The following is a 22,573-nucleotide window of genomic DNA, read 5'->3' on the forward strand; positions in this document are numbered from 1 at the left end:
CCTACAAGGGGGCGTGTTTTCCTGTAGGAGCGGCCTTGTGTCGCGAAAGGGCCGCAAAGCGGCCCCCATTCACTCAGAACTTGTAATTGACACTGGCCACCACGTTGCGCTCGTCGCCGTAGTAGCAGTAGTACCCGTCACAGGTAGAGAAGTAGTCCTTGTTGAACAGGTTCTTCGCATCCACGGCTACGGTCACCCCCTTGAGGGTGCTGTTCAGGCGGCCCAGGTCGTAGTGCACCGAAGCGTCGTACACGGTGTAGGACCCAACATGCCCCCAATCGGTGTTAGTGGTATTACCGTAGGTGTCGCCCACGTAGCGCACGCCAACGCCGACCCCGAACCCATCCAGTGGTCCGCTGTGCCAGGTGTAGTCAGCCCAGGCAGTAGCCTGGTTGCGCGGCACCTGCGCCATGCGCTTGCCTTTCTCGTCACTGGTGCCTTTGATGATTTCGCTGTCGTTGTAGGTGTACGAGCCCACCAGTTTGAGGTTCTCGGTCACATCCGAGGTAGCCTCCAACTCCAGGCCTTTTACGCGCACTTCGCCTACCTGGCGGGTGACACCACCCTCGGTCACCGACATGTTCTCCTGTGTCAGGTCGAACACAGCAGCGGTGAACAGGCTATTGCTGCCTGGAGGCTGGTACTTGATGCCCAGTTCGTATTGCTTGCCTTCGGTCGGTTCGAAGGCATCGGTGCTGTTGACGGTGGAACCGGTGGCAGCCTGGAACGACTCGGCATAGGAGATGTAAGGCGTCAGGCCGTTATCGAATACATAGCTGAGAGCTGCGTTACCACTGAACTTCTTGTCGCGTTGGGTGTTGGTTGCGTCGCCTTGATTGTGGAAGGTGGTGCCGGTGTGCACCCAGTCCTCACGGCCACCAAGGGTCAGGCGCCAGTTGTCCAACGCCATCTGGTCCTGGATATACAGGCCGGTCTGCTGGGTTTTCTGGTCGTAGTCGTACATGTCGAAGTACTGAACGTTCGAGAAATCCTGACCGTAGATGGGGTTGTGGATATTGCTCGGTGGCACACCCGCCGAGCCCCAGCGCCAGCGGGCATTGCTGTCCGAGCGCTGGTGGTCGAGCCCCAGCAGCAGGGTATGGGCAACCTGCCCGGTCTGGAAGTCGGCCTGGAAGTTGTTGTCCAAGGCGAACTGGGAGATGTCCTCCTCGACGATACCGGCGGTGCGTTGCACGGTGCCATCGGCGCTGACAGCTTCGTCCGGGCCGGCTGGCCAGATCGAACCACCGGCGGTAATGCCCTTGAAGTCCAGTTCGTTACGCGCGTAGCGCAGGTTCTGACGGAACTGCCAGGTGTCGTTCAGGCGTGTTTCGAACGCATAGCCCAGGTGGTAGTAGGTGCGGTCGTAAGATTCCCAATCCGGGTCGCCCAGGTTCTTGTGGTGCGATATCTTGCCTGCGGGGCTATCCAGTTTGGTGCCCTGCAGTGGCAGGAACTGGCCGGTGATGCCGGTGTCATCGCGGGTGTACTGGCTGATGAGAGTCAGCTTGGTGTCGTCGTTGATGTTCCAGGTCAGGCTGGGCGCGATGTTGTAGCGCTTGTCCGGGATGTGGTCTACCGGCGAACCGCTGTCACGCACGGTGCCGCTCACTCGGTACAGGAACTGGCCTGCATCATCGAGCTTGCCAGTGCTGTCGAAGTTGATCTGCTTGTGGTTGTTGCTGCCAACCTGGGCTTCGACTTCGTGGCTGTTTTCCAATTGCGGCCGACGGCTGGTCATGTCCAGCAGGCCGCCTGGTGGAGTCTGGCCGTAGACCGAAGAGGCCGGGCCACGCAGCACGGCGATGCGCTCCAGGTTCCAGGGCTCGATCTTGGGGGTGGCGTAGTTGCCCTTGGGCAATGGCAGGCCATCGAGGAACTGGGTAGGCACAAAACCCCGTACCAGCAACCAGTCGCTGCGCGAGTCGGAACCATAGCCGCTGCTCTGCACGCCAGCGGTGTAGCGAAGGGCGTCGTTCAGGCTGAGCACCGGTCGGTCTTCCATCTGGTGGCGGGTGATCACGCTTACCGAGCGGGGAAGTTCGGCGATGGCGGTGTCGGTCTTGGTGCCTGCTGCTGTCCGGGTAGCGGTGTAACCCTCTACCGGTCCCCAGGCGCTTTCATAGCTGGAAGTCGCATTGATCGCAGTCTCCGGCAACGCCAGTGTCCCTTCCGGCGTAGCCACCAGGCTGTAGCTGCCCACGCTGCTTTGCTGCAGTTGCAGGCCGGTGCCGCGCAGGGCGGCCTGCAGGGCGCCAAGGCCATCGTACTGCCCGCTCACCGGGGCCGAGGTGCGGCCGCTGACCAGTGCCGGGTCGATGGCCAGGGCGATGCCGGACTGGCTGGCGATCTGGTTGAGGGTGGTGGCCAGCGGGGCGCTGGGCAGGTCGTAGGCGCGCTGAGCGGATTGCTCGGCGGCGAACAGGGCAGGGCTGGCCAATGGTGCGGTCACGGCGATGGCCAGGGCCATCAGGCTGGGGCGCAGGATACGATCAACAGCGCGGGACATGCAGAGGCTCCTCGACGGATAAGTGCTTTCTGCTTCCTTGCCGAGCGAGATTTGAAAAGTGACAGGGCGAATCTGAAAAAAATTGAGAATTATTTGAGGTTGGTTTTTGCCTGTACCGGCCCTTTCGCGGGTAAACCCGCTCCCACAGGGATCGCGGGGGCTTTGAGGCTGGTGCAATCCTGTGGGAGCGGGTTTACCCGCGAAGAGGCCGGTGCAGGCCTACTTGGGAACGACGGTCACCCACCACGGCGTATGCCGCTCGACCTTGACCGGCAGTACCGGCACCAGCGACGACAGCGCCAGGTCGGTGTCGGTCAGCGGGAAGCTGCCGGTCACACGTAGGTCGGCGACTTGCTCGTCCACCCCGAGGTAACCGCTGCGGTACTGGCCGAGCGCGGCCAGCAGGTCAGCCAGGCGCACGTTGTCCACCACCAGCATGCCGCGGGTCCAGGCGTCGGCACCGGCTGGCACAGTGCCGATCCGGCCAAGGCCGTTGGCGTTCATCAGCACCTGCTGGCCTTCGCGCAGCACCTGTTCGTCACCGCTGTTCAGCGGCATGGCAGCGACCGAGGCTTGCAGTACTTCCAGTCGCGTGCCGTCGTCCTCGCGGCGCACCAGGAAGCGCGTGCCCAACGGGCGCATGCGGCCATCGTCGGTGCGCACCAGCAGCGGGCGCGGGTCCTGATGGCCGGTTTCGACCGAGATCTCGCCCTGGTGCAGCACGATCACCCGTTGCTCGCCGGCGTAGTCGATATCCACGGCAGTGTGGCTGTTCAGGCTCAACAAGGTGCCGTCTTCCAGGCGCAGGGTACGCAGTTCGCCGGTGGCGGTACGCTGGTCGGCCAGCCAGTAGCTCGGTGCCAGCGATGGTGCGCCGACCCAGGCCAGCAGCGAGCCCAGCAGAAACATGCCGGCCAGCCCGCCGCCGACCTTGCCGATACGTCGGCGCAGCCCGGCGCGCGATTGCAGCAGGGCCTGGCGTGCCGGGCCGGCAGCGGCGCTCACACGCTGGTCCATGGCGCCGAGTTGGCGCCAGGCGCGGGCATGCTCCTCGCTGGCAGCATGCCAGCGCATGAATTCGCTGCGCTCGTCAGGTGTGCCGCTGCCGTTGTCGAGGCTGAGCTTCCAGGCAATGGCGGCTTCCAGCACCCGGGACGAAACCGGTGAACTGCTCACGTCGGCTCCCCGTACAGGGCCACGTAGCACTGGCGCATGCCTTGGGCGATGTACTGGCGCACCCGCGAAACCGAAACCCCCATGCGCTCGGCGATTTCGGCATGGCTCATACCGTCCAGGCGATTGTGCAGGAATGCTGCGCGGGCCTTGCTCGACAGCTTGCCGAGCAGGCGGTCGATGGCCTTGAGGTCCTCGAGGATCAGGTGTTGCACTTCCGGGGAAGGTTGTTCGGATTCCGGCATCAGGGCCAGTTCGGCCAGGTAGGCCTGTTCCAGCGCGGCGCGGCGGAAGTGGTCGAACATCAGGCCCTTGGCCACGGCGGCCAGGAACGCGCGGGGTTCGCGGGGCGTATCCAGTTGCGCACGGCCGAGCAGGCGCACGAAGGTGTCCTGGCTCAGGTCTTCGGCACGTTGGCGGCAGGCCATGCTGCGTTGCAGCCAGGCGAGCAGCCAGCCGCGATGGTCGCGGTACAGCGCACCGACCAGATCGGCGTGTGGGCTCTGTGCAGAAGACAAGCAGCGTCCCCCCGGAACGAATGCATTAACTAACGATAATTATTCGCGATTGTTGCAGAGGGGAGGGGGTGGGTGCAATGGACGCTTATCGGATGGCCATCATGGTTGGGGCTGACGGGGTGTAGGGCGTGGGTGATGTAGCGCTTATGAGATCGAGCGCCGCCCGCGCGGCGCTTCGCAGCACAAGGCTGCTCCTACATCTGTTTCAGGCCAGTAACGCCTGTGCCAATGCGCGCGACCGCCTTGGTTGTCCGACGCGATATCGAGGTGGATGCCAAGGGACCGCGCGCTAATCTCTCAGAAAAAATTGGCCCGAAACATATGTAGGAGCAGCCTTGTGCTGCGAAGCGCCGCGCGGGCGGCGCTCGATCTCACAGGCGACTCAGCGCTCACGCCCTACAAACCGTGGTTGTGCACCTTGCGCCTGCGCCACCCGCGCAAGCGCTGCTCCAGCTGCAGGGGGCTGTCCAGCTGCTGGCGCCGGGCCTGGCTGAACAGGATCAGCGCCAGTTCGGCGGTAACCAGCGCATCGGCGCTGGCGTGATGGCGCTCCTCGACCTGGAGGCCAAACCGCGCCACCCAGTCATCCAGCCCGGCCTCGCGCAGCACTGTGTCGGGGTTGAGCATCGGCGCCAGCTCGGCAACATCCAGGAAAGGTGACTGCAAGCGATAGCCCAGACTTTCCTTCAGCGCGCGGGCGAGCATGCGCTGGTCGAACGGCGCATGGAATGCCAACACCGGGCTGTTGCCGATGAAGTCGAGCAGATCGAGCAAGGCCTCGGCCGGGTCGCAACCGGCAGCCAGGGCACTCGGGCCCAGGCCGTGGATCAGCACGCTGGCGTTGGTCTTCTGCAAAGGCCGGTGCAAGGTGCGTTCGAACTGCTGGGCAAAGTCGATGGCGCCGTCTTCGATGGCGACGGCACCAACCGATAGCACCTGGTCACGGTTGGTGTTCAGGCCGCTGGTCTCCAGGTCCAGCACCACCCAGCGTTGCTCGCGCAGGGTACACACCCCCAATGGCGCTGGCTTGGGCAGCCGGGCCAGGCGCTGGCGCGTGGCGTGGTCCAGTTCCGGCGCACTGGGGCGCAGCCAGGCGAACAGGCTCATAGCTGGTACCGCAAGGCCAGGCTGCTTTGCAGGCGCTGGGCCTGGCGCAGGGACTCGCGCAGGATGCGCCGGTCCAGGTGGTTGAGGCTGTCCGGGTCCAGGCGGTTGGAATAGGGCAGGTTGTCGCGGGTCTGGCGCTGGTGCTGCTGCATGCGGGTTTGCTGGATGAAGTGGTAGGCCTCTTCATACGCTGCGCCATCCAGTGCCTCGATCACGCCCTTGGCCACGAGCTGGCGAAGGCGCTCCAAGGTATTGCAGGCACCGATGCCGTTGGCCAGGGCCAGCAGCCGCGCACCATCGACGAAGGGCGTCAGGCCCTGGACCTTGAGGTCGAGGGTGGCGGCCTTGTCGTTGCCCTGGCGGGTCAGCACGAACTCGCGCAGGCGGCCCACCGGCGGGCGCTGGCGCAGGGCGTTGTCAGCCATCATGCGCTGGAAGATGCGGTTGTCGGCCACCTGGTCCAGCAGGCCCTGGCGCAGCTGCTCGCAACCTTGCTCGTCGCCCCATACCACACGCAGATCGAAATAGATGTTCGAGCCCAGCAGGTTCTCCGGGCTGGCTTCGCGGACAAAACCGGCAAAACGCCGCGCCCATTCACTGCGCGACAGGCACAGCTCGGGGTTGCCGGCCATGACGTTGCCCTTGCACAGGGTGAAGCCGCACTGGGCCAGGCACTGGTTGATGTATTGCGCCAGCGGCAGCAGGCGTGCGCGGATGGCGTCGGCTTCGGCGCCGTTGGCGGCTTCGAAGAGGATGCCGTTGTCCTGGTCGGTGTGCAGGGTTTGTTCTCGTCGCCCTTCGCTGCCAAAGCACAGCCAGCTGAACGGCACGCCCGGGTCACCGCGCTCGGCCAGCGCCAGTTCGATCACCCGGCACACGGTGTGGTCGTTGAGCAGGGTGATGATCTGGGTGATCTGCGTGGAGGACGCGCCATGGGCCAGCATGCGCTCGACCAGCTGGCTGATTTCGCCACGCAGCGAGACCAGGGTATCCAGGCGTGGCGCATGGCGGATGGTGCGTGCCAGGTGCACCAGGTCGACCCGTTGCAGGGAGAACAGGTCGCGCTCCGAAACCACACCGCACAGGCGCTGGTTTTCCACCAGGCATACGTGGGCGATGTGCCGCTCGGTCATGGCCATGGCTGCGTCGAAGGCGCTGGCCTGGGGGCTGAGGTAGAACGGCTGGGCGGTCATGTGCCGCGCGATGGGCGCGCCCAGGTCGGCATCGGCCGCCGCCACCACCTGGCGCAGGTCGCGCAGGGTGAAGATACCGGTGGGGTAGCGCTGCGGGTCAACCACCACGATGCTGCCAACCTGCTGCTCGTGCATCAGCCGCACGGCGTCGCGCAGGGGAGTGTCGGGGCTGCACACTACCGGGTGGCGCATGGCCAGTTCACCCAGTGGTGTGTTCAGCGAATACTGGGTGCCGAGGGTTTCCACCGCGCGCTGGCGTACCTGCTGGTTGACCTGGTCGAGCAGGCTGCTGACCCCGCGCAGGGCAAAATCCCGAAACACTTCCGACATCGAGAACACGCGGATGAACGCGGCCTTGTTCAGCTGCAGGCAGAAGGTGTCCTCACCTGCCAGATGCTCGGTGCGTGTCGCCCGCTCGCCGAGCAGGGCAGCCAGCGGGAAGCATTCGCCGCTGGTGATCTCGAAGGTAGTCTCCACACCAGGTTTGACCAGATGCTGGCGTTCGCCGACCACGCGGCCCTGCTTGACGATGTAGAAGTGCTCGACCGGCCCGTCAGCAGGTTTGACGATGCTTTCGCCGCTGGCATAGAAGCGCAGCTGGCACTGTTCGACCAGGTAGGCCAGGTGGCTGTGTTCCATCTGGTTGAACGGCGGAAAACGCTGCAGGAACTGCAGGGTGCCCTGGATGTTCTGCAGCACTGCCGTCCTGCCCGCCTGGCTGTAGGCGTCCTTTTTGCTCATGAAACTGACCGTATCGCTATGCCGAACTATATATCTATATATATAGGTGCCGGCCATGTTGTTCTCTGCCTCCATGGTCGGCTTGCGGCGGGATGGTGCCCATTGGACGTAAGTCTATGAGCGCTCCTGTCAAAGACCCGACGAAAGGCCAGCCGGGTTACGCAAGTTCTGCGGTCCTAATGCTGAAGCGGAAATTTTTTGACGAGATGAGCATGCCTGAGCAACACGACATCCTGAGCGACGCCGAGCGCGAGGCATTGGCCGTCGTAAGTGCGCCCGTGGCTGCCAAGCCGCTGGTGCTGGTGGTGGATGACAATGCGGTGAATCGTGAGGCGCTGATCCTGTACCTTAAAAGCCGGGGAATCGACTGTGTCGGGGCGGATGGGGCCGAGGAGGCCAGGCTGTACCTGCACTACCAGCAACGGATTGGCTTGATGATTACGGATTTGCGCATGCAACCCGAGGATGGCCTGGACCTGATCCGCAAGGTTCGCGAATCAGAGCGGGCGGCGTTGTCGATCATCGTGGTGTCGGGCGATACCGACGTCAAAGAGGCGGTGGACGTGATGCACCTGGGGGTTGTGGATTTTCTGTTGAAGCCGGTGGATCTGGGCAGGCTGTTGGAACTGGTGAAGAAAGAACTGAAGATCGAGTAGTGCAGGAGTGGGGCTGCTTTGCAGCCCTTTCGCGACACAAGGCCGCTCCTACAAGTACCGCGCCAGACCTCAGCCTTGCGCGGTACATGTAGGAGCGGCCTTGTGTCGCGAAAGGGCCGCAAAGCGGCCCGCTGTCGCAGATGTCGCTTACAACCCGTTACGCGCCTTGAACTCGCGGCGACGGCGGTGCAGTACCGGCTCGGTATAGCCGTTCGGCTGCTTGCCACCTTCCACCACCAGTTCTACCGCCGCCTGGAACGCGACGTTGTCGTCGAAGTTCGGTGCCATCGGGCGGTACAGAGGGTCGCTGGCGTTCTGCTGGTCCACCACCACCGCCATGCGTTTGAGGCTTTCCAGCACCTGCTCCTGGCTGACCACGCCATGGCGCAGCCAGTTGGCCAGCAGCTGGGCCGAGATGCGCAGGGTGGCGCGGTCTTCCATCAGGCCGACGTTGTTGATGTCTGGCACCTTCGAGCAACCTACGCCCTGGTCGATCCAGCGCACCACGTAGCCGAGGATGCCCTGGGAGTTGTTGTCCAGTTCGTTGCGGATCTCTTCGGCCGACCAGTTGGTGTCGGCGGCCAGCGGGATGGACAGGATGTCGTCCACCGACGCCGGGGTACGCGAAGCCAGTTCACGCTGACGCGCCTGTACGTCCACCTTGTGGTAGTGCAGGGCATGCAGGGTGGCTGCAGTCGGCGACGGCACCCAGGCGGTGTTGGCACCGGCCAGGGGGTGGGCGATCTTCTGCTCGAGCATGGCTGCCATCAGGTCGGGCATGGCCCACATGCCTTTGCCGATCTGCGCACGGCCTTGCAGGCCGGTGGCCAGGCCAACGTCGACGTTGTTGTTCTCGTAGGCACCGATCCACTTCTCGTTTTTCATGGCGCCCTTGCGCACCACGGCGCCGGCTTCCATCGAGGTGTGGATTTCATCGCCGGTGCGGTCGAGGAAGCCGGTGTTGATGAACACTACGCGCTCGGCTGCGGCCTTGATGCACGACTTGAGGTTGACCGTGGTACGGCGCTCCTCGTCCATGATGCCGACCTTGACGGTATTGCGCTTCATGCCCAGCAGGTCTTCGACCTGGCTGAAGATTTCGGCGGCGAAGGCTACTTCCTCCGGGCCGTGCATCTTCGGCTTGACGATGTACACGCTGCCGGTGCGGGTGTTCTTGCGGCTGGTGTTGCCATTGAGGTTGTGCAGGGCGATCAGGTTGGTGAACAGACCGTCCTGAATGCCTTCGGGGATTTCGTTGCCTTGGGCGTCGAGGATCGCCGGGTTGGTCATCAGGTGGCCAACGTTGCGCACGAACAGCAGCGAACGGCCATGCAGGGTCACGCTACCGCCGTTGGGCGCGGCGTACTCGCGGTCCGGGTTCATGGTGCGGGTGAAGGTTTTGCCGCCCTTGCTAACGCTTTCTGCCAGGTCGCCTTTCATCAGGCCCAGCCAGTTGCGGTAGACGATTACCTTGTCGTCGGCGTCGACGGCTGCAACCGAGTCTTCGCAGTCCATGATGGTGGTCAGCGCCGATTCCATCAGGATGTCTTTCACGCCGGCGGCGTCGGTGCTGCCGACCGGGGTGCTGGCGTCGACCTGGATTTCGAAGTGCAGGCCGTTGTGCTTGAGCAGCACGGCAGTCGGCGCAGCGGCATCGCCATGGAAGCCGATCAGCTGGGCATCGTCACGCAGGCCGCTGTTGCTGCCGCCTTTCAGGGCAACTACCAGCTTGCCGCCTTCGATGCGGTAGCCGGTGGAGTCGACGTGCGAGCCGGCCGCCAGTGGCGCGGCTTCGTCGAGGAAGGCGCGGGCGAAGGCGATGACCTTGTCGCCACGTACCTTGTTGTAGCCCTGGCCTTTCTCGGCGCCGCCTTCATCGCTGATGGCATCGGTGCCATACAGTGCGTCGTACAGCGAACCCCAACGGGCGTTGGCGGCGTTCAGGGCGAAGCGGGCGTTCATCACCGGTACGACTAGCTGCGGGCCGGCCATGTGGGCGATTTCTTCGTCCACGTTCTGGGTGGTTGCCTGGAAATCGTCGGCTTGTGGCAGCAGGTAGCCGATTTCCTGGAGGAATGCTTTGTAGGCTACGGCGTCGTGGGCCTGGCCTTTGCGTGCCTGGTGCCAGGCGTCGATCTTGGCTTGCAGCTCGTCGCGCTTGGCGAGCAGGGCTTTGTTCTTTGGAGCGAGGTCATTGATGATCTTCTCTGCACCGGCCCAGAACTGCTCGGCGACGATGCCGGTCCCTGGGATGGCTTCGTTGTTCACGAAGTCGTACAGGACCTTGGCGACCTGAAGGCCACCGACTTGAACATATCCAGTCATTGCTTGCCTCACTCTGCTCAGCTATTTCGCTCTTCTGTATTAAGCCTGTAGCGCTTCTCTAAACACGGCACCAGTGCATGCCCCCGAGTAAAGCCCCGAGCGCGGCTGGGTGCGGCCTGCCAGACCGGCTGGCAGACAGTGTGCGTATTTTCACAGGCGCCTTGGCAGACATCCAAACGACGTTTTGTAGTCCGCGCCACGGGATACTACATGAAGCAGTAGGCGGGGCAAAATCAGACTAAAAGCGCCGTTATGCGACCCGTTGGTCGCGTATGGTCACGCTGGGAGTGAGTATGTTCGCAAAAAACGGGTGGATTGTTCCAGATAAATCTTGAAACAGTACACGATTCGTTGTGCGGATTGCCCTGCGGCAGGTTGCCGCGCCTTGCCTATACTGAGTTGATCCCCCGATTTTCTGCCGCACGGCGCGGTCCGACACGAGGAAGGGCTTGTGGATCATCTTGTACTGACTGTGATTGCCCCTGACAAGGCCGGCCAGGTCGAGCGCATTGCCCAGTGCATCGCCGACCACAGTGGCAACTGGTTGGAGAGCCGCATGTCGCGCATGGCCGGGCAGTTTGCCGGCATCCTGCGGGTGGCGGTGCCGGCGGAAAACTACGACGAGCTGGTGGCTTCGCTGCAGGGGTTGGTCCGATATGACATTCGCGTGCTGATCGCCGAGAGCGGCATCGAGCCGTCGTGCACCTGGAAGCCGATTGCCATGGAGCTGGTAGGTAATGACCGGCCAGGGATCGTGCGTGATATCACCCGTTTGCTGGCGGACCTTGGGGTGAACCTTGAGCGGTTTACCACTGAGGTGCGGCCGGCGCCCATGAGCAGCGAGCCGCTGTTCCATGCCGATGCCTTGCTGGCATTGCCGTTGACCCTGTCGCTGGAGGAATTGCAGCAGAAGCTGGAGAGCCTGGCGGACGACTTGATGGTGGAGTTGAAGCTGCGGCCGGAGGATTGATCCGAGATTGCCGGGGCCGCTTCGCGGCCCGTTCGCAGCACAAGGCTGCTCCTACAAGGATATGCATTCCCCTGTAGGAGCAGCCTTGTGCTGCGAATGGGCTGCAAAGCAGCCCCCTGCGGTTATCCCGATATCACGGGGAAGGCCCTGTGGATAACCTGGGGGTTCCCCTCTCCAGCCCAGGCCGCGCGCGCCTTGCACGGCCTTGATCAAAAAACACCCAAAAATCAGCAGCTTGTGCACAAAGCACGGGGACGAGGGTGTGGATAACCTTTGGAGATGTCTCTGCAGGCCACGAATCACAAGGCTTGCAGAGTTGTGATCATTTTCTGATCAACCACGCTTGCGCAAACTGACCCACGCATCGACGCTGTAGATCGCCAAACCTGCCCAGATGAACATGAACGCCACCAAAGTGCTCGGCGACAAGTGCTCATCGAACAGCAGCACCGCCTGCAGCAGCACCAGGGTCGGCGCCAGGTACTGCAGGAAGCCCAGCGTGGTGTACGGCAAGTGCCGCGCGGCAGCGTTGAAGCACACCAGCGGCACCAGTGTCACCGGCCCCGCAGCCATCAGCCATAACGCTTCGCTGCTGGTGTAGAACGCGCCCTGGGCACTTGTCGCCGCCGGATGCAGTAACAGCCAACCAAGGGCCAGCGGTACCAGCATCCAGGTTTCCACCACCAGGCCCGGCAGCGCCGCTACCGGTGCCTGTTTGCGAATCAGCCCATAGAAGCCGAAGCTCAGCGCCAGTACCAGCGACACCCATGGCAGGCTGCCCACCTGCCACACCTGCTGAGCCACACCCACGGCGGCCATGGCCACGGCCAGCCATTGCAACCGACGCAGGCGCTCGCCAAGAATCAGCATGCCCAGCAGCACATTGATCAGCGGGTTGATGTAGTAACCCAGGCTGGCCTCGAGCATGCGCCCGTTGTTCACCGACCATACGTAGGTCAGCCAGTTGCCGGCGATCAGCGCCCCGCTCAGGGCCAGGATGCCCAGCCGGCGCGGGTTGTCACGCAGTTCACGCCACCAGCCGGGGTGTTTCCACACCAGTAGCAGCAGCGAGCCGAACAGTGCCGACCACAGCACCCGGTGGACAATGATCTCCACCGCCGGAACGCTCTGGATTGCCTTGAAGTACAGGGGGAAAAGACCCCAGATGATGTAGGCGCTGAGGCCCAGTAGGTACCCGCGACGCGGGTTTGCGGCGTGCATGCAGAATCCTTGCTTAGGTAGCTAAATAAAGCGACGCCTATTGTAGACAGAGGCGGGCGTGCTTCTAGAACAATTTCAGCGGCGCTTCATCCAGTGCGGCCATTTGCTCGCGCAGGGCGAGAATCTGGTCTCCCCAGTAGCGTGGCTGGCCGAACCAGGGGAAGCTCGGCGGGAACGCCGGGTCGTCCCAGCGCCGCGCCAGCCAGGCGCTGTAGTGCAGCTGGCGCAGGGCGCGCAAGGGTTCGATCAGGGCCAGTTCGCGCGGGTCGAAATCGTGGAACTCGTTGTAGCCGTCGATCAGTTCGGCCAGTTGGCCTAGGCGCTCCTCGCGGCTGCCGGCCAGCATCATCCACAGGTCCTGCACCGCCGGGCCCATGCGGCAGTCGTCGAGGTCGACCACGTGGTACACCTCGTCGCGGTGCATAAGGTTGCCGGGGTGCAGGTCGCCATGCAGGCGGATGAGCTTGTGCGGGGTGCGGGCATAGATGTCCTCCACTCGCTTGAGCAGGTCGCGGGCCACCGATTCGAACGCCGGCAGCAGTTCGCGAGGGACGAAATCGCCTTCCAGCAGGGTATTCAGCGAGGCGTGGCCGAAGTTGTCCACAGCCAGCGCTTCGCGGTGCTCGAACGGTTTGCTGGCGCCCACGGCATGCAAGCGGCCGAGCAACTGGCCAAGACGGTAGAGCTGGTCGAGGTTACCCGGCTCTGGCGCGTGGCCGCCGCGGCGGGGGAACAGGGTGAAGCGGAAGCCCTGGTGTTCGAACAGGGTGCGGCCGTCGTGCTGCAGCGGGGCGACCACCGGCACTTCGCATTCGGCCAGTTCGGCAGTGAAGCTGTGCTCTTCGAGGATGGCCGCGTCGCTCCAGCGGCCTGGGCGGTAGAACTTGGCGATCAGCGGTTGCGCGCCCTCGATGCCCACCTGGTAGACGCGGTTTTCGTAGCTGTTCAGCGCCAGCACCCGGGCATCGCTGAGAAAGCCCAGGCTTTCCACGGCGTCCAGGACCAGGTCGGGGGTGAGGGTATCGAAGGGGTGGGACATGGTGGCTCCGGGGATAGGCGGCGTGGGGACCATGGTAACGCGTTATGCCTGTACCGGCCTCTTCGCGGGTAAACCCGCTCCCACATGGACGGCGCAGCTGCCGGGGAAACGATGCACCTGTGGGAGCGGGTTTACCCGCGAACCGCGCAAAGCGCGGCCAGGCTATGCAGGAATCCCAAGCAATACATAAGAGGGATGAAATTGAACCCGCACCGAACTGCCTGCTGCTACCCGCTGCCCAGCCAACCAATCCGTCTCGGCAAACGCACACAACGTCTGCCCATTCCCCAACGCCAACCGGACCTCACCAGGCCCATCAGCCTCCGCCAGTACCTCCTCCACCTTCGCCCGCAGGCAATTGCTATCCGCTTCGGCCTGTTCCTCGTCGGCCAGCAACCTCACCCACCCCGCCTTGAGCAGCGCCACTACCGTCGTCCCCAGCGTCAGTTCCAGCCGTGCGGTGCTGTCGTGGGTGATCAACGCCTCGATCTCCAACCCACCACCCAACGCCAGGCTGACGCGATCATGCCGTCCCTCGCGGCGCAGGCCGCTGACCTGGCCCTGCAACTGGTTGCGCGCGCTGGTACGCAGCATCAGCCGGCCGAGCAGGTCGAGGTCGCTGGACTCCTCGGCCGCTTCGAGGATTTGCGCCTGAAGGGCCTGCAGCCTCTGGTACAGGCGCAGCACCCGCTGGCCTTCCGGCGACAGACGGGCACCACCGCCACCACGCCCGCCGGTACTGCGCTCGACGAGGGGCTGGCTGGCCAGGTTGTTGAGTTCGTCGATGGCGTCCCAGGCGGCCTTGTAGCTGATGCCCGCAGCCTTGGCGGCGCGGGTGATCGAACCTTCTTCGGCAATGTGCTGCAGCAGCGCGATGCGCTGGGGGCGGCGGGCGATGTGCTGGGTGAGGTGAGGGGGCAGGGACATGGGCATTCGGTCATTGTAAGTGGCAGCGAAGTGTAGCTTGTGTGGGAGCGGCCTTGTGTCGCGAAAGGGCTGTGTAGCAGCCCCAGCGATTTTTGCCGTGGCAGAGATCCTGGGGCTGCTACGCAGCCCTTTCGCGACACAAGGCCGCTCCCACAAGTCATACATACCCCGGCTTGGCCGTACGCGCCAGGCAATACACATCCACCCGCCGCGCACCGGCCTTGCGCAGTACTTCGGCAACCGCCTGCGCGGTCGCACCGGTGGTCAACACGTCATCGACAATGGCGACATGCTTGCCCGTCAGCTTGCCCGTGACGGTAAACGCCTGGCGCAAGTTGCGTCGCCTGGCCTTGGCGTCCAGTTGTTGCTGCGCAGGTGTCTCCCGTGTGCGCAGCAGCAACCGCTCGTCGCAACGTACCCCCACGTGCGACGACAGCCAGCGCCCGAGCATCCCCGCCTGGTTGAACCCCCGCTCCCGTAGTCGACGTTTGGCCAAGGGTACAGGCAACAACAGGTCGGGGCGCGGCAGCCCTTCGGTAAAGCCGTGCAGCAGCCCATGCGCGAGCAATTCGGCCATCAGGCGCCCCAAGGGCCACTGGCGGTTGTGCTTGAAACGGCTGATCAGCGTGTCCACCGGAAAGCCGAAATGCCACAGTGCAAGCACCTGCTCGAAGGCCGGTGCGCGGCGCTGGCACTGAGCGCAAGCCAGGTCGGCCATCGGCAATGGCAGGGCGCAGCGCAGGCAATGATCGCCCAGCCAGGGCAGTTCCTGCTCGCAGGCGACGCACAGCGGGTAGGCCTGCTCGGCAGGTTCATCGCACAGCAAACACGACTGGTTAATAAGTGAGCACTTGTAAACCAGTCTTTTCCAGTGTGGTTGACAGTTCATAGGCCTTCCATGACTATGCGAGCTATCCGTGATGCGCTGGCGGGCTTTCCTGTCCCGGCGCCTGCTTCAGCCTAAACAAGGAAACGCCAATGAGCGCCAGCACAACTGCAACAACACGTCACGACTGGTCCCTGGCCGAGGTCAAGGCGCTATTCCAGCAACCGTTCAATGACCTGCTGTTCCAGGCGCAGACCGTGCACCGCGCGCATTTCGACCCGAACCGCGTGCAGGTTTCGACCCTGTTGTCGATCAAGACCGGCGCCTGCCCGGAAGATTGCAAATATTGTCCACAGTCCGGCCACTACAACACCGGGCTGGAAAAACAGAAGCTGATGGAAGTGCAGAAGGTGCTGGAAGAAGCCGCCCGCGCCAAAGCCATCGGTTCTACACGCTTCTGCATGGGCGCGGCGTGGAAGCACCCGTCGGCCAAAGACATGCCCTACGTGCTGGAGATGGTCAAAGGCGTGAAGGCCATGGGCCTGGAAACCTGCATGACCCTCGGCAAGCTCGACCAGGAGCAGACCAAGGCCCTGGCCCAGGCCGGCCTGGACTATTACAACCACAACCTCGACACCTCGCCTGAGTTCTACGGCAGCATCATCACCACCCGCACCTACAGCGAGCGCCTGCAGACCCTGGCCTACGTGCGCGATGCCGGGATGAAGATCTGCTCCGGCGGCATCCTCGGCATGGGCGAGTCGCTGGACGACCGCGCCGGCCTGCTGATCCAGCTGGCCAACCTGCCCGAGCACCCGGAGTCGGTACCGATCAACATGCTGGTCAAGGTGGCCGGTACGCCGCTGGCCGAGGAAGAAGACGTCGACCCGTTCGACTTCATCCGCATGCTGGCCGTGGCCCGTATCCTCATGCCCAAGTCGCACGTGCGCCTGTCCGCCGGCCGCGAGCAGATGAACGAGCAGATGCAGGCCCTGGCTTTCATGGCTGGCGCCAACTCGATCTTCTACGGCGAAAAACTGCTGACCACCGCCAACCCGCAGGCCGACAAGGACATGCAGCTGTTCGCACGCCTGGGCATCAAGCCCGAAGCGCGTGAAGAGCACGCCGACGAAGTGCACCAGGCGGCTATCGAGCAGGCGCTGGTCGAGCAGCGCAGCAGCGAGATGTTCTACAACGCCGCGACCGCCTGAAATGGCCTTTGACCTGGCGGCGCGCCTGGCCGAACGGCGCGCCGCAGACCTGTATCGGCAGCGGCCACTGCTGGAAAGCCCGCAGGGGCCGGAAGTGGTGGTCGATGGCCAGCGTTTGTTGGCCTTCTGCAGCAATGACTACCTGGGCCTGGCCAACCACCCCGAGGTGATTGCCGCCTGGCAGGCCGGCGCCGAGCACTGGGGTGTCGGTGGCGGTGCCTCGCACCTGGTGATCGGCCACAGTACGCCGCACCACCAGGTGGAAGAGGCCTTGGCCGAACTCACCGGGCGCCCGCGCGCGCTGCTGTTCTCCACCGGCTACATGGCCAACCTGGGCGCCATCACCGCGCTGGTGGGGCAGGGCGACACGGTGCTGCAGGACCGCCTGAACCACGCTTCGCTGCTGGATGGCGGGTTGCTCAGTGGTGCCCGTTTCAACCGCTACCTGCACAACGACCCAGCCAGCCTGGCCAGCCGCCTGGACAAGGCCGTCGGCAATACCCTGGTAGTCACCGATGGCGTGTTCAGCATGGACGGCGACCTGGCCGACCTGCCGGCGCTGGCCGATGTCGCCCGCGCTCGCGGTGCCTGGCTGATGGTTGACGATGCCCATGGCTTGGGCACCCTCGGCACCCAGGGCGGCGGTATCGTCGAGCACTTCGGTCTGGGCGTTGAGGATGTGCCGGTGTTGATCGGTACGCTGGGCAAGGCTTGTGGTACCGCCGGTGCCTTTGTGGCCGGCAGCGAAGAGCTGATCGAGGCGCTGGTGCAGTTCGCCCGCCCGTACATCTATACGACCAGCCAGCCACCGGCGCTGGCCTGCGCCACCCTCAAGAGCCTGGAATTGCTGCGCCGCGAAACCTGGCGCCGCGAGCACCTGGCCGCGCTGATCCGCCAGTTCCGTGAAGGTGCGCAGCAGATCGGCCTGGAGTTGATGGACAGCCCGACGCCGATCCAGCCCATCGTCATCGGCGACAGCGCAAAGGCCCTGCGCCTGTCACGCATGCTGCGCGAGCGCGGCTTGCTGGTGACGGCCATCCGCCCGCCCACCGTGCCGGCGGGCAGCGCACGTCTGCGGGTAACATTGAGCGCCGCGCACAGCGAGGCGCAGGTGCAGCTATTGTTGAATGCATTGGCCGAGTGTTATCCACAGTTGGAGAGCGCCGATGCGTAATCGACTTGTTCTGTTGCCTGGCTGGGGCTTGGGCACTGCTTCCCTGGAGCCGCTGGCCGCCAGCCTGCGTGCCCAGGACGCCCGCCTGCAGGTAGAGCTGGTGCCCTTGCCGGAACTGGCCCACAGCGATGTGCAGGCCTGGGTCGACCACCTCGACCGCAAGCTGCCGAGTGATGTCTGGCTGGGTGGCTGGTCGTTAGGCGGCATGCTGGCCAGCGCGCTGGCGCACAAGCGCGGCGACCATTGCTGCGGCCTGCTGACCCTGGCCAGCAACCCCAGTTTCGTGGCTCGCCCCGACTGGCCCCACGGCATGGCCGAAGACACTTTCGGCACCTTCCTCGACGGCTGCCGCAGCCATACCCAGGTCACCCTGAAGCGCTTCCGTACCTTGTGCAGTGACGGTGCCCTGCAACCGCGCACCCTGCTGCGCCAACTGGGTGTCGGCGTACCGGACACCGACCCGTTGTACCTGGCCACCGGCCTTGAAGTGCTGGCCAAGCTGGACACCCGCGAAGCACTGCAGGCCTACGGAGGCCCGCAGTTGCACCTGTTCGCCGGCAGCGATGCGCTGGTGCCGGCAGAGGCGGCAAAGGCGCTGAGCGAGCTGCTGCCCGATGTGGAAGTGGGCCTGGTCGAAGAAAGCTCCCACGCGTTCCTGCTGGAATACCCGCAGGAACTGGCGGCGGGCATCAAGAGTTTCCTGCATGAGAGTGGCGATGACTGACCTTTCCCGTCCGACCCTGCCCGGCGCGCTGCCCGACAAGCGCCAGGTAGCGGCCTCGTTCTCCCGCGCCGCAGCCAGCTACGACAGCGTGGCAGCCTTGCAGCGTGCGGTGGGTTCGAGCTTGCTGGAGCAGTTGCCGGAAGGCCTGCAGCCGTCACGCTGGCTGGACCTGGGCAGCGGCACCGGTCATTTCAGCAGGGCGTTGGCCGAGCGGTTCACCCAGGCCAGCGGCGTTGCGGTGGATATCGCCGAAGGCATGTTGTGCCATGCCCGCAACGAACAGGGCGGGGCGCTCTATCACGTGGCCGGTGACGCCGAGCGTTTGCCGCTGCGTGATGCCAGTGTCGACCTGGTGTTCACCAGCCTGGCCGTGCAGTGGTGCGGCCAGTTCGCCAGCGTGCTGGCAGAAGCGCTGCGAGTGCTGCGCCCGGGCGGCGTGCTGGCCTTCAGCAGTTTGTGTGTGGGTACCCTCGATGAACTGCGCGCCAGTTGGCAGGCGGTGGATGGCCTGGTGCATGTGAACCGCTTCCGCCGTTTCGAGGACTATCAACGCCTGTGCGCAGCCAGCGGCTTCGAGCAGCTTGGGCTGCAGCGCTGCCCGCACGTGTTGCACTACCCGGATGTACGCAGCCTGACCCATGAGCTCAAGGCACTCGGCGCCCACAACCTGAACCCTGGCCGGCCTTCCGGGCTTACCGGCCGGGCCCGCATGCAGGGCCTGCTGCAGGCTTACGAGGCGTTTCGCCAGCCCGAGGGGCTGCCAGCCACCTACCAGGTGGTCTATGGTGTGTTGCGCAAGCCACAGGCTTAAGGGGAGCGAGATGAGCCAGGCCTATTTTATTGCCGGTACCGATACCGATGTAGGCAAGACCACCATCGCTGCCGGCCTGTTGCATGCGGCACGGTTGCAGGGCATGAGCACGCTGGGGGCCAAGCCGGTGGCCTCCGGTTGCACGATGACGCCCAAAGGCTTGCGCAACAGCGACGCACAGGCGCTGATCGATGAAAGCACGATCAAGCTGCCCTACGAACAGGTCAACCCGTTTGCCTTCGAGCCTGCGATTGCGCCGCATGTGGCAGCACGTGAGGCAGGGGTGACGCTGGCCGTGTCGGACCTGCTGGCAGCGATGCGGAATGTGCTGCAACAAAATGCCGATTTCACCCTGATCGAGGGAGCCGGAGGCTGGCGCGTGCCGTTGTCGGGGCTGGAAAACCTGTCCGACCTTGCGGTGGCCCTGCGGCTGCCGGTGATTCTGGTGGTCGGGGTGCGGCTGGGCTGTATCAGCCATGCCTTGTTAAGCGCTGAGGCGATCGAGCGTGACGGGCTGCAATTGGCGGGATGGGTGGCGAACATCATCGAGCCGCGTACTTCGCGCCTGGAAGAGAACCTGGCCAGCCTGGCCGAGCGTTTGCCGGCGCCATGCCTGGGGCGGGTGCCCAAATTGAAGCAGGCCAGTGCCGACATGGTGGCTGAACACCTTCAGCTGGATCTGCTGGATTAACCGTTTCCAGGCCTGGCCCTTTCGCGGGCTTGCCCGCTCCCACAGGTACAGCGCAGGGTCCAGATATTGTGCGGACCCTGTGGGAGCGGGCAAGCCCGCGAAGAGGCCGGTACAGGAATACCCAAGGCCTATCAAATGGCATCAGGCCATTAGGGATTTAAACGGGCCTTTTCTCCCCTGGCCTGCTTTAATTGGGCCTGTTCGTCATCCAGCGTCAATGGAGTCCTGACATGGAAATCACCGGTAGCTCCGCCTATTACGCGGGCCTGAGCGCAATCCAGACCGGCCAGAACCGCGTCGATCAGGCTGCCAGCCAGATCGCCAGCACCACCGCCGAACGAAGCGCCACCAGCCAGTCCAGCGATTTTCAGGCCGAACGCCTGCGCGCGGTCGACCGCAGCCAGCAGATGGACCTGGCCACCAGCACCGTGCAGCTGGCCGTGGGCAAACTCGAAGTCGAGCTTGGCGCAAAGGTCGCCAAGGCATCCGACGAAATGCTCGGCCGGATCATCGACACCTACGCCTGACAGGGCGCTCACCCGATTTACACGCAGCCCCTGTGGGAGCGGGCGTGCCCGCGAATGCGTCAGATCAGGCACCTCTACTGCCTGGCCTGACCCTTTCGCGGGCACGCCCGCTCCCACAGGGGCGTCTTTATTTTTCAAGGCTTGGCATGAATGCCATTTTTCGTGGCGCAAATGGCACCATAGTCCATCCTTGACATAAGGCGGAGCTAAACGTAAGTTTCAAACAACTGTTTGATCGACGGCCGCCACGTGCTGGTCACCCCCACAGAACTCACCTAGAGGTTCATCGCAATGCCTGATTACAAAGCCCCCTTGCGTGATATCCGCTTCGTTCGCGACGAGCTGCTCGGCTATGAGGCGCACTATCAGAGCCTGCCGGGTTGCCAGGACGCCACGCCCGACATGGTCGACGCGATCCTCGAAGAAGGCGCGAAGTTCTGTGAGCAGGTGCTGTCGCCGCTGAACCGCGTGGGTGACCAGGAAGGCTGCACCTGGAGCGAGTCGGGCGTTAAAACCCCGACCGGCTTCAAAGCGGCCTACGAACAGTTCGTAGAAGGCGGCTGGCCGAGCCTGGCGCATGACGTCGAGCACGGCGGCCAGGGTCTGCCGGAGTCGCTGGGCCTGGCGCTGAGCGAAATGGTCGGCGGTGCGAACTGGTCGTGGGGCATGTACCCGGGCCTGTCCCATGGGGCGATGAACACCATCTCTGCGCACGGCACCCCCGAGCAGCAGCACACCTACCTGACCAAGCTGGTATCCGGCGAGTGGACTGGCACTATGTGCCTGACCGAGCCGCACTGCGGTACCGACCTGGGCATGCTGCGCACCAAGGCCGAGCCACAGGCCGACGGTAGCTACAAGGTGTCGGGTACCAAGATCTTCATTTCGGCCGGTGAGCACGACATGGCCGACAACATCGTCCATATCGTCCTGGCCCGCCTGCCGGACGCACCAGCCGGCACCAAGGGTATCTCGCTGTTCATCGTGCCGAAGTTCCTGCCCAACGCCGAAGGCGGTGTGGGCGAGCGCAACGGCGTGAGCTGCGGCTCGATCGAACACAAGATGGGTATCCACGGCAACGCCACCTGCGTGATGAACTTCGACGGCGCTACCGGCTACCTGATCGGCCCGGCCAACAAAGGCCTGAACTGCATGTTCACCTTCATGAACACCGCTCGCCTGGGTACCGCGCTGCAAGGCCTGGCCCACGCCGAAGTAGCGTTCCAGGGTGGCCTGAAGTACGCCCGTGAGCGCCTGCAGATGCGCTCCCTGACCGGCCCGAAAGCACCGGACAAGGCTGCTGACCCGATCATCGTCCATCCGGACGTGCGTCGCATGCTGCTGACCATGAAGGCCTTCGCCGAAGGCAACCGCGCGATGGTGTACTTCACTGCCAAGCAGGTGGACATCGTCAAGTACAGCCAGGATGAAGAAGAGCGCAAGAAGGCCGATGCCCTGCTGGCGTTCCTGACCCCGATCGCCAAGGCGTTCATGACCGAGGTCGGCTTCGAAGCCGCCAACCATGGCGTGCAGATCTACGGTGGCCACGGCTTCATCGCCGAATGGGGCATGGAGCAGAACGTGCGCGACAGCCGCATTTCCATGCTGTACGAAGGCACCACCGGCATCCAGGCCCTGGACCTGCTCGGCCGCAAGGTGCTGATGACCCAGGGCGAAGCGCTGAAGGGCTTCACCAAGATCGTGCACAAGTTCTGCCAGGCGCAGGAAGGCAACGAAGCGGTCAAGGAGTTCGTCGAACCGCTGGCGGCTCTGAACAAGGAATGGGGCGAGCTGACCATGAAAGTGGGTATGGCCGCCATGAAGGACCGCGAAGAAGTGGGTGCGGCCTCGGTCGATTACCTGATGTATTCCGGCTACGCCTGCCTGGCCTACTTCTGGGCCGACATCGCCCGCCTGGCGGCCGAGAAACTGGCTGCCGGCACCAGCGAAGAAGCGTTCTACACCGCCAAGTTGCAGACCGCGCGCTTCTACTTCCAGCGCATCCTGCCGCGTACCCGTACCCACGTGGCGACCATGCTGTCGGGTGCCAACAACCTGATGGCGATGGACGAAGAGAGCTTCGGCCTGTCGTACTGATCCTGCCGTTGTAAAACGAAACCCGCCTGCCTTCAACGTCAGGCGGGTTTTTTCATTCTGCGGCCTGATGCCTATCTCTTTGTAGGAGCAGCCTTGTGCTGCGAATAGGCCATAGCTGCCACAGAAAATCTTT

General features: G+C 63.9%; 19 protein-coding genes. 9 read left to right on the top strand and 10 right to left on the bottom strand.

The window, feature by feature from the left end; all coding sequences use genetic code 11:
- Positions 1–73: 73 nt before the first annotated feature.
- From M1D87_RS01870 to M1D87_RS01890, 5 genes are all read right to left on the bottom strand, one after another.
- Complete coding sequence (locus tag M1D87_RS01870) at positions 74–2,509, bottom strand: TonB-dependent siderophore receptor (protein ID WP_123084623.1); 2,436 nt, start codon at positions 2,507–2,509, stop codon at positions 74–76.
- A gap of 219 nt (positions 2,510–2,728) precedes the next feature.
- A complete protein-coding gene (locus M1D87_RS01875; RefSeq protein ID WP_123084622.1) occupies positions 2,729–3,685 on the bottom strand; it encodes a FecR domain-containing protein in 957 nt (318 codons plus the stop codon).
- Positions 3,682–4,200, bottom strand: a complete 519-nt coding sequence (locus M1D87_RS01880) for an RNA polymerase sigma factor (RefSeq protein ID WP_061303854.1) — start codon at positions 4,198–4,200, stop codon at positions 3,682–3,684. The genes M1D87_RS01875 and M1D87_RS01880 overlap by 4 nt, the downstream gene beginning before the upstream one ends.
- A gap of 396 nt (positions 4,201–4,596) precedes the next feature.
- Positions 4,597–5,307, bottom strand: coding sequence for a 3'-5' exonuclease (locus tag M1D87_RS01885; protein WP_039613220.1), 711 nt, complete (start codon positions 5,305–5,307; stop codon positions 4,597–4,599).
- Positions 5,304–7,241, bottom strand: coding sequence for a DUF294 nucleotidyltransferase-like domain-containing protein (locus M1D87_RS01890; RefSeq protein ID WP_123084620.1), 1,938 nt, complete (start codon positions 7,239–7,241; stop codon positions 5,304–5,306). Before M1D87_RS01890 ends, M1D87_RS01885 begins: the two co-directional genes overlap by 4 nt.
- Positions 7,242–7,357: 116 nt before the next feature.
- On the opposite strand from M1D87_RS01890, the gene M1D87_RS01895 reads away from it, so the two are divergent.
- Positions 7,358–7,897: a response regulator gene (locus M1D87_RS01895; RefSeq protein ID WP_123084619.1), complete on the top strand. Its 540-nt coding sequence runs from the start codon at positions 7,358–7,360 to the stop codon at positions 7,895–7,897.
- Positions 7,898–8,044: 147 nt separating this feature from the next.
- Here M1D87_RS01895 and M1D87_RS01900 read toward each other — a convergent pair whose 3' ends face one another.
- Positions 8,045–10,222 carry a malate synthase G gene (locus M1D87_RS01900; RefSeq protein ID WP_123084618.1) on the bottom strand — a complete coding sequence of 726 codons (2,178 nt, stop codon included), beginning with the start codon at positions 10,220–10,222 and terminating at the stop codon, positions 8,045–8,047.
- Between the two features lie 451 nt (positions 10,223–10,673).
- On the opposite strand from M1D87_RS01900, the gene M1D87_RS01905 reads away from it, so the two are divergent.
- The gene (locus tag M1D87_RS01905; RefSeq protein ID WP_061550883.1) at positions 10,674–11,192 is read left to right on the top strand and encodes a glycine cleavage system transcriptional repressor; all 519 of its coding nucleotides are present in this window, start codon (positions 10,674–10,676) and stop codon (positions 11,190–11,192) included.
- Positions 11,193–11,525: 333 nt separating this feature from the next.
- On the opposite strand, the gene rarD is transcribed toward M1D87_RS01905, so the two are convergent.
- From rarD to M1D87_RS01925, 4 genes are all read right to left on the bottom strand, one after another.
- On the bottom strand, positions 11,526–12,413 hold the full coding sequence (rarD, locus tag M1D87_RS01910; RefSeq protein WP_123084617.1) for an EamA family transporter RarD: 888 nt from the start codon (positions 12,411–12,413) through the stop codon (positions 11,526–11,528).
- A 64-nt stretch (positions 12,414–12,477) separates the two neighbouring features.
- Positions 12,478–13,452 carry a serine/threonine protein kinase gene (locus tag M1D87_RS01915; protein WP_013970553.1) on the bottom strand — a complete coding sequence of 325 codons (975 nt, stop codon included), beginning with the start codon at positions 13,450–13,452 and terminating at the stop codon, positions 12,478–12,480.
- Between the two features lie 162 nt (positions 13,453–13,614).
- Positions 13,615–14,379 (bottom strand): TOBE domain-containing protein, encoded by a 765-nt coding sequence (locus tag M1D87_RS01920; protein ID WP_123084616.1) that lies wholly within the window; start codon positions 14,377–14,379, stop codon positions 13,615–13,617.
- Between the two features lie 157 nt (positions 14,380–14,536).
- A complete protein-coding gene (locus M1D87_RS01925; RefSeq protein WP_421091528.1) occupies positions 14,537–15,268 on the bottom strand; it encodes a ComF family protein in 732 nt (243 codons plus the stop codon).
- An 89-nt stretch (positions 15,269–15,357) separates the two neighbouring features.
- Here M1D87_RS01925 and bioB point away from each other — a divergent pair, with 89 nt between their 5' ends.
- The 7 genes from bioB (at position 15,358) to M1D87_RS01960 (ending at position 22,440) form a co-directional block, all read left to right on the top strand.
- Positions 15,358–16,416: a biotin synthase BioB gene (bioB, locus tag M1D87_RS01930; RefSeq protein ID WP_013970556.1), complete on the top strand. Its 1,059-nt coding sequence runs from the start codon at positions 15,358–15,360 to the stop codon at positions 16,414–16,416.
- A 1-nt stretch (position 16,417) separates the two neighbouring features.
- The gene (gene bioF / locus M1D87_RS01935) at positions 16,418–17,590 is read left to right on the top strand and encodes an 8-amino-7-oxononanoate synthase (RefSeq protein ID WP_123084614.1); all 1,173 of its coding nucleotides are present in this window, start codon (positions 16,418–16,420) and stop codon (positions 17,588–17,590) included.
- A complete protein-coding gene (locus M1D87_RS01940) occupies positions 17,583–18,314 on the top strand; it encodes an alpha/beta fold hydrolase (protein WP_039613229.1) in 732 nt (243 codons plus the stop codon). Before bioF ends, M1D87_RS01940 begins: the two co-directional genes overlap by 8 nt.
- Positions 18,307–19,125 (top strand): malonyl-ACP O-methyltransferase BioC, encoded by an 819-nt coding sequence (gene bioC / locus M1D87_RS01945; protein WP_015268699.1) that lies wholly within the window; start codon positions 18,307–18,309, stop codon positions 19,123–19,125. The genes M1D87_RS01940 and bioC overlap by 8 nt, the downstream gene beginning before the upstream one ends.
- Positions 19,126–19,135: 10 nt before the next feature.
- The gene (gene bioD / locus M1D87_RS01950) at positions 19,136–19,816 is read left to right on the top strand and encodes a dethiobiotin synthase (protein ID WP_039613231.1); all 681 of its coding nucleotides are present in this window, start codon (positions 19,136–19,138) and stop codon (positions 19,814–19,816) included.
- A 230-nt stretch (positions 19,817–20,046) separates the two neighbouring features.
- Positions 20,047–20,343, top strand: a complete 297-nt coding sequence (locus M1D87_RS01955) for a hypothetical protein (RefSeq protein WP_003258614.1) — start codon at positions 20,047–20,049, stop codon at positions 20,341–20,343.
- Between the two features lie 291 nt (positions 20,344–20,634).
- Positions 20,635–22,440: a phenylacyl-CoA dehydrogenase gene (locus tag M1D87_RS01960; RefSeq protein WP_102083373.1), complete on the top strand. Its 1,806-nt coding sequence runs from the start codon at positions 20,635–20,637 to the stop codon at positions 22,438–22,440.
- Positions 22,441–22,573: the final 133 nt, after the last annotated feature.

It is taken from the genome of Pseudomonas sp. SA233 (assembly GCF_054792385.1).

Bases quoted from the DNA above. Each gene is read 5' to 3' on its own strand.
- M1D87_RS01920 (WP_123084616.1), bottom strand. From the start codon at position 14,379: ATGTCCCTGCCCCCTCACCTCACCCAGCACATCGCCCGCCGCCCCCAG.
- bioF (WP_123084614.1), top strand. From the start codon at position 16,418: ATGGCCTTTGACCTGGCGGCGCGCCTGGCCGAACGGCGCGCCGCAGAC.
- M1D87_RS01870 (WP_123084623.1), bottom strand. From the start codon at position 2,509: ATGTCCCGCGCTGTTGATCGTATCCTGCGCCCCAGCCTGATGGCCCTG.
- M1D87_RS01915 (WP_013970553.1), bottom strand. From the start codon at position 13,452: ATGTCCCACCCCTTCGATACCCTCACCCCCGACCTGGTCCTGGACGCC.
- M1D87_RS01895 (WP_123084619.1), top strand. From the start codon at position 7,358: ATGAGCGCTCCTGTCAAAGACCCGACGAAAGGCCAGCCGGGTTACGCA.
- M1D87_RS01885 (WP_039613220.1), bottom strand. From the start codon at position 5,307: ATGAGCCTGTTCGCCTGGCTGCGCCCCAGTGCGCCGGAACTGGACCAC.
- bioB (WP_013970556.1), top strand. From the start codon at position 15,358: ATGAGCGCCAGCACAACTGCAACAACACGTCACGACTGGTCCCTGGCC.
- bioC (WP_015268699.1), top strand. From the start codon at position 18,307: ATGACTGACCTTTCCCGTCCGACCCTGCCCGGCGCGCTGCCCGACAAG.
- M1D87_RS01955 (WP_003258614.1), top strand. From the start codon at position 20,047: ATGGAAATCACCGGTAGCTCCGCCTATTACGCGGGCCTGAGCGCAATC.
- M1D87_RS01890 (WP_123084620.1), bottom strand. From the start codon at position 7,241: ATGAGCAAAAAGGACGCCTACAGCCAGGCGGGCAGGACGGCAGTGCTG.
- rarD (WP_123084617.1), bottom strand. From the start codon at position 12,413: ATGCACGCCGCAAACCCGCGTCGCGGGTACCTACTGGGCCTCAGCGCC.
- M1D87_RS01925 (WP_421091528.1), bottom strand. From the start codon at position 15,268: ATGAACTGTCAACCACACTGGAAAAGACTGGTTTACAAGTGCTCACTT.
- M1D87_RS01960 (WP_102083373.1), top strand. From the start codon at position 20,635: ATGCCTGATTACAAAGCCCCCTTGCGTGATATCCGCTTCGTTCGCGAC.
- M1D87_RS01900 (WP_123084618.1), bottom strand. From the start codon at position 10,222: ATGACTGGATATGTTCAAGTCGGTGGCCTTCAGGTCGCCAAGGTCCTG.
- M1D87_RS01940 (WP_039613229.1), top strand. From the start codon at position 17,583: ATGCGTAATCGACTTGTTCTGTTGCCTGGCTGGGGCTTGGGCACTGCT.
- bioD (WP_039613231.1), top strand. From the start codon at position 19,136: ATGAGCCAGGCCTATTTTATTGCCGGTACCGATACCGATGTAGGCAAG.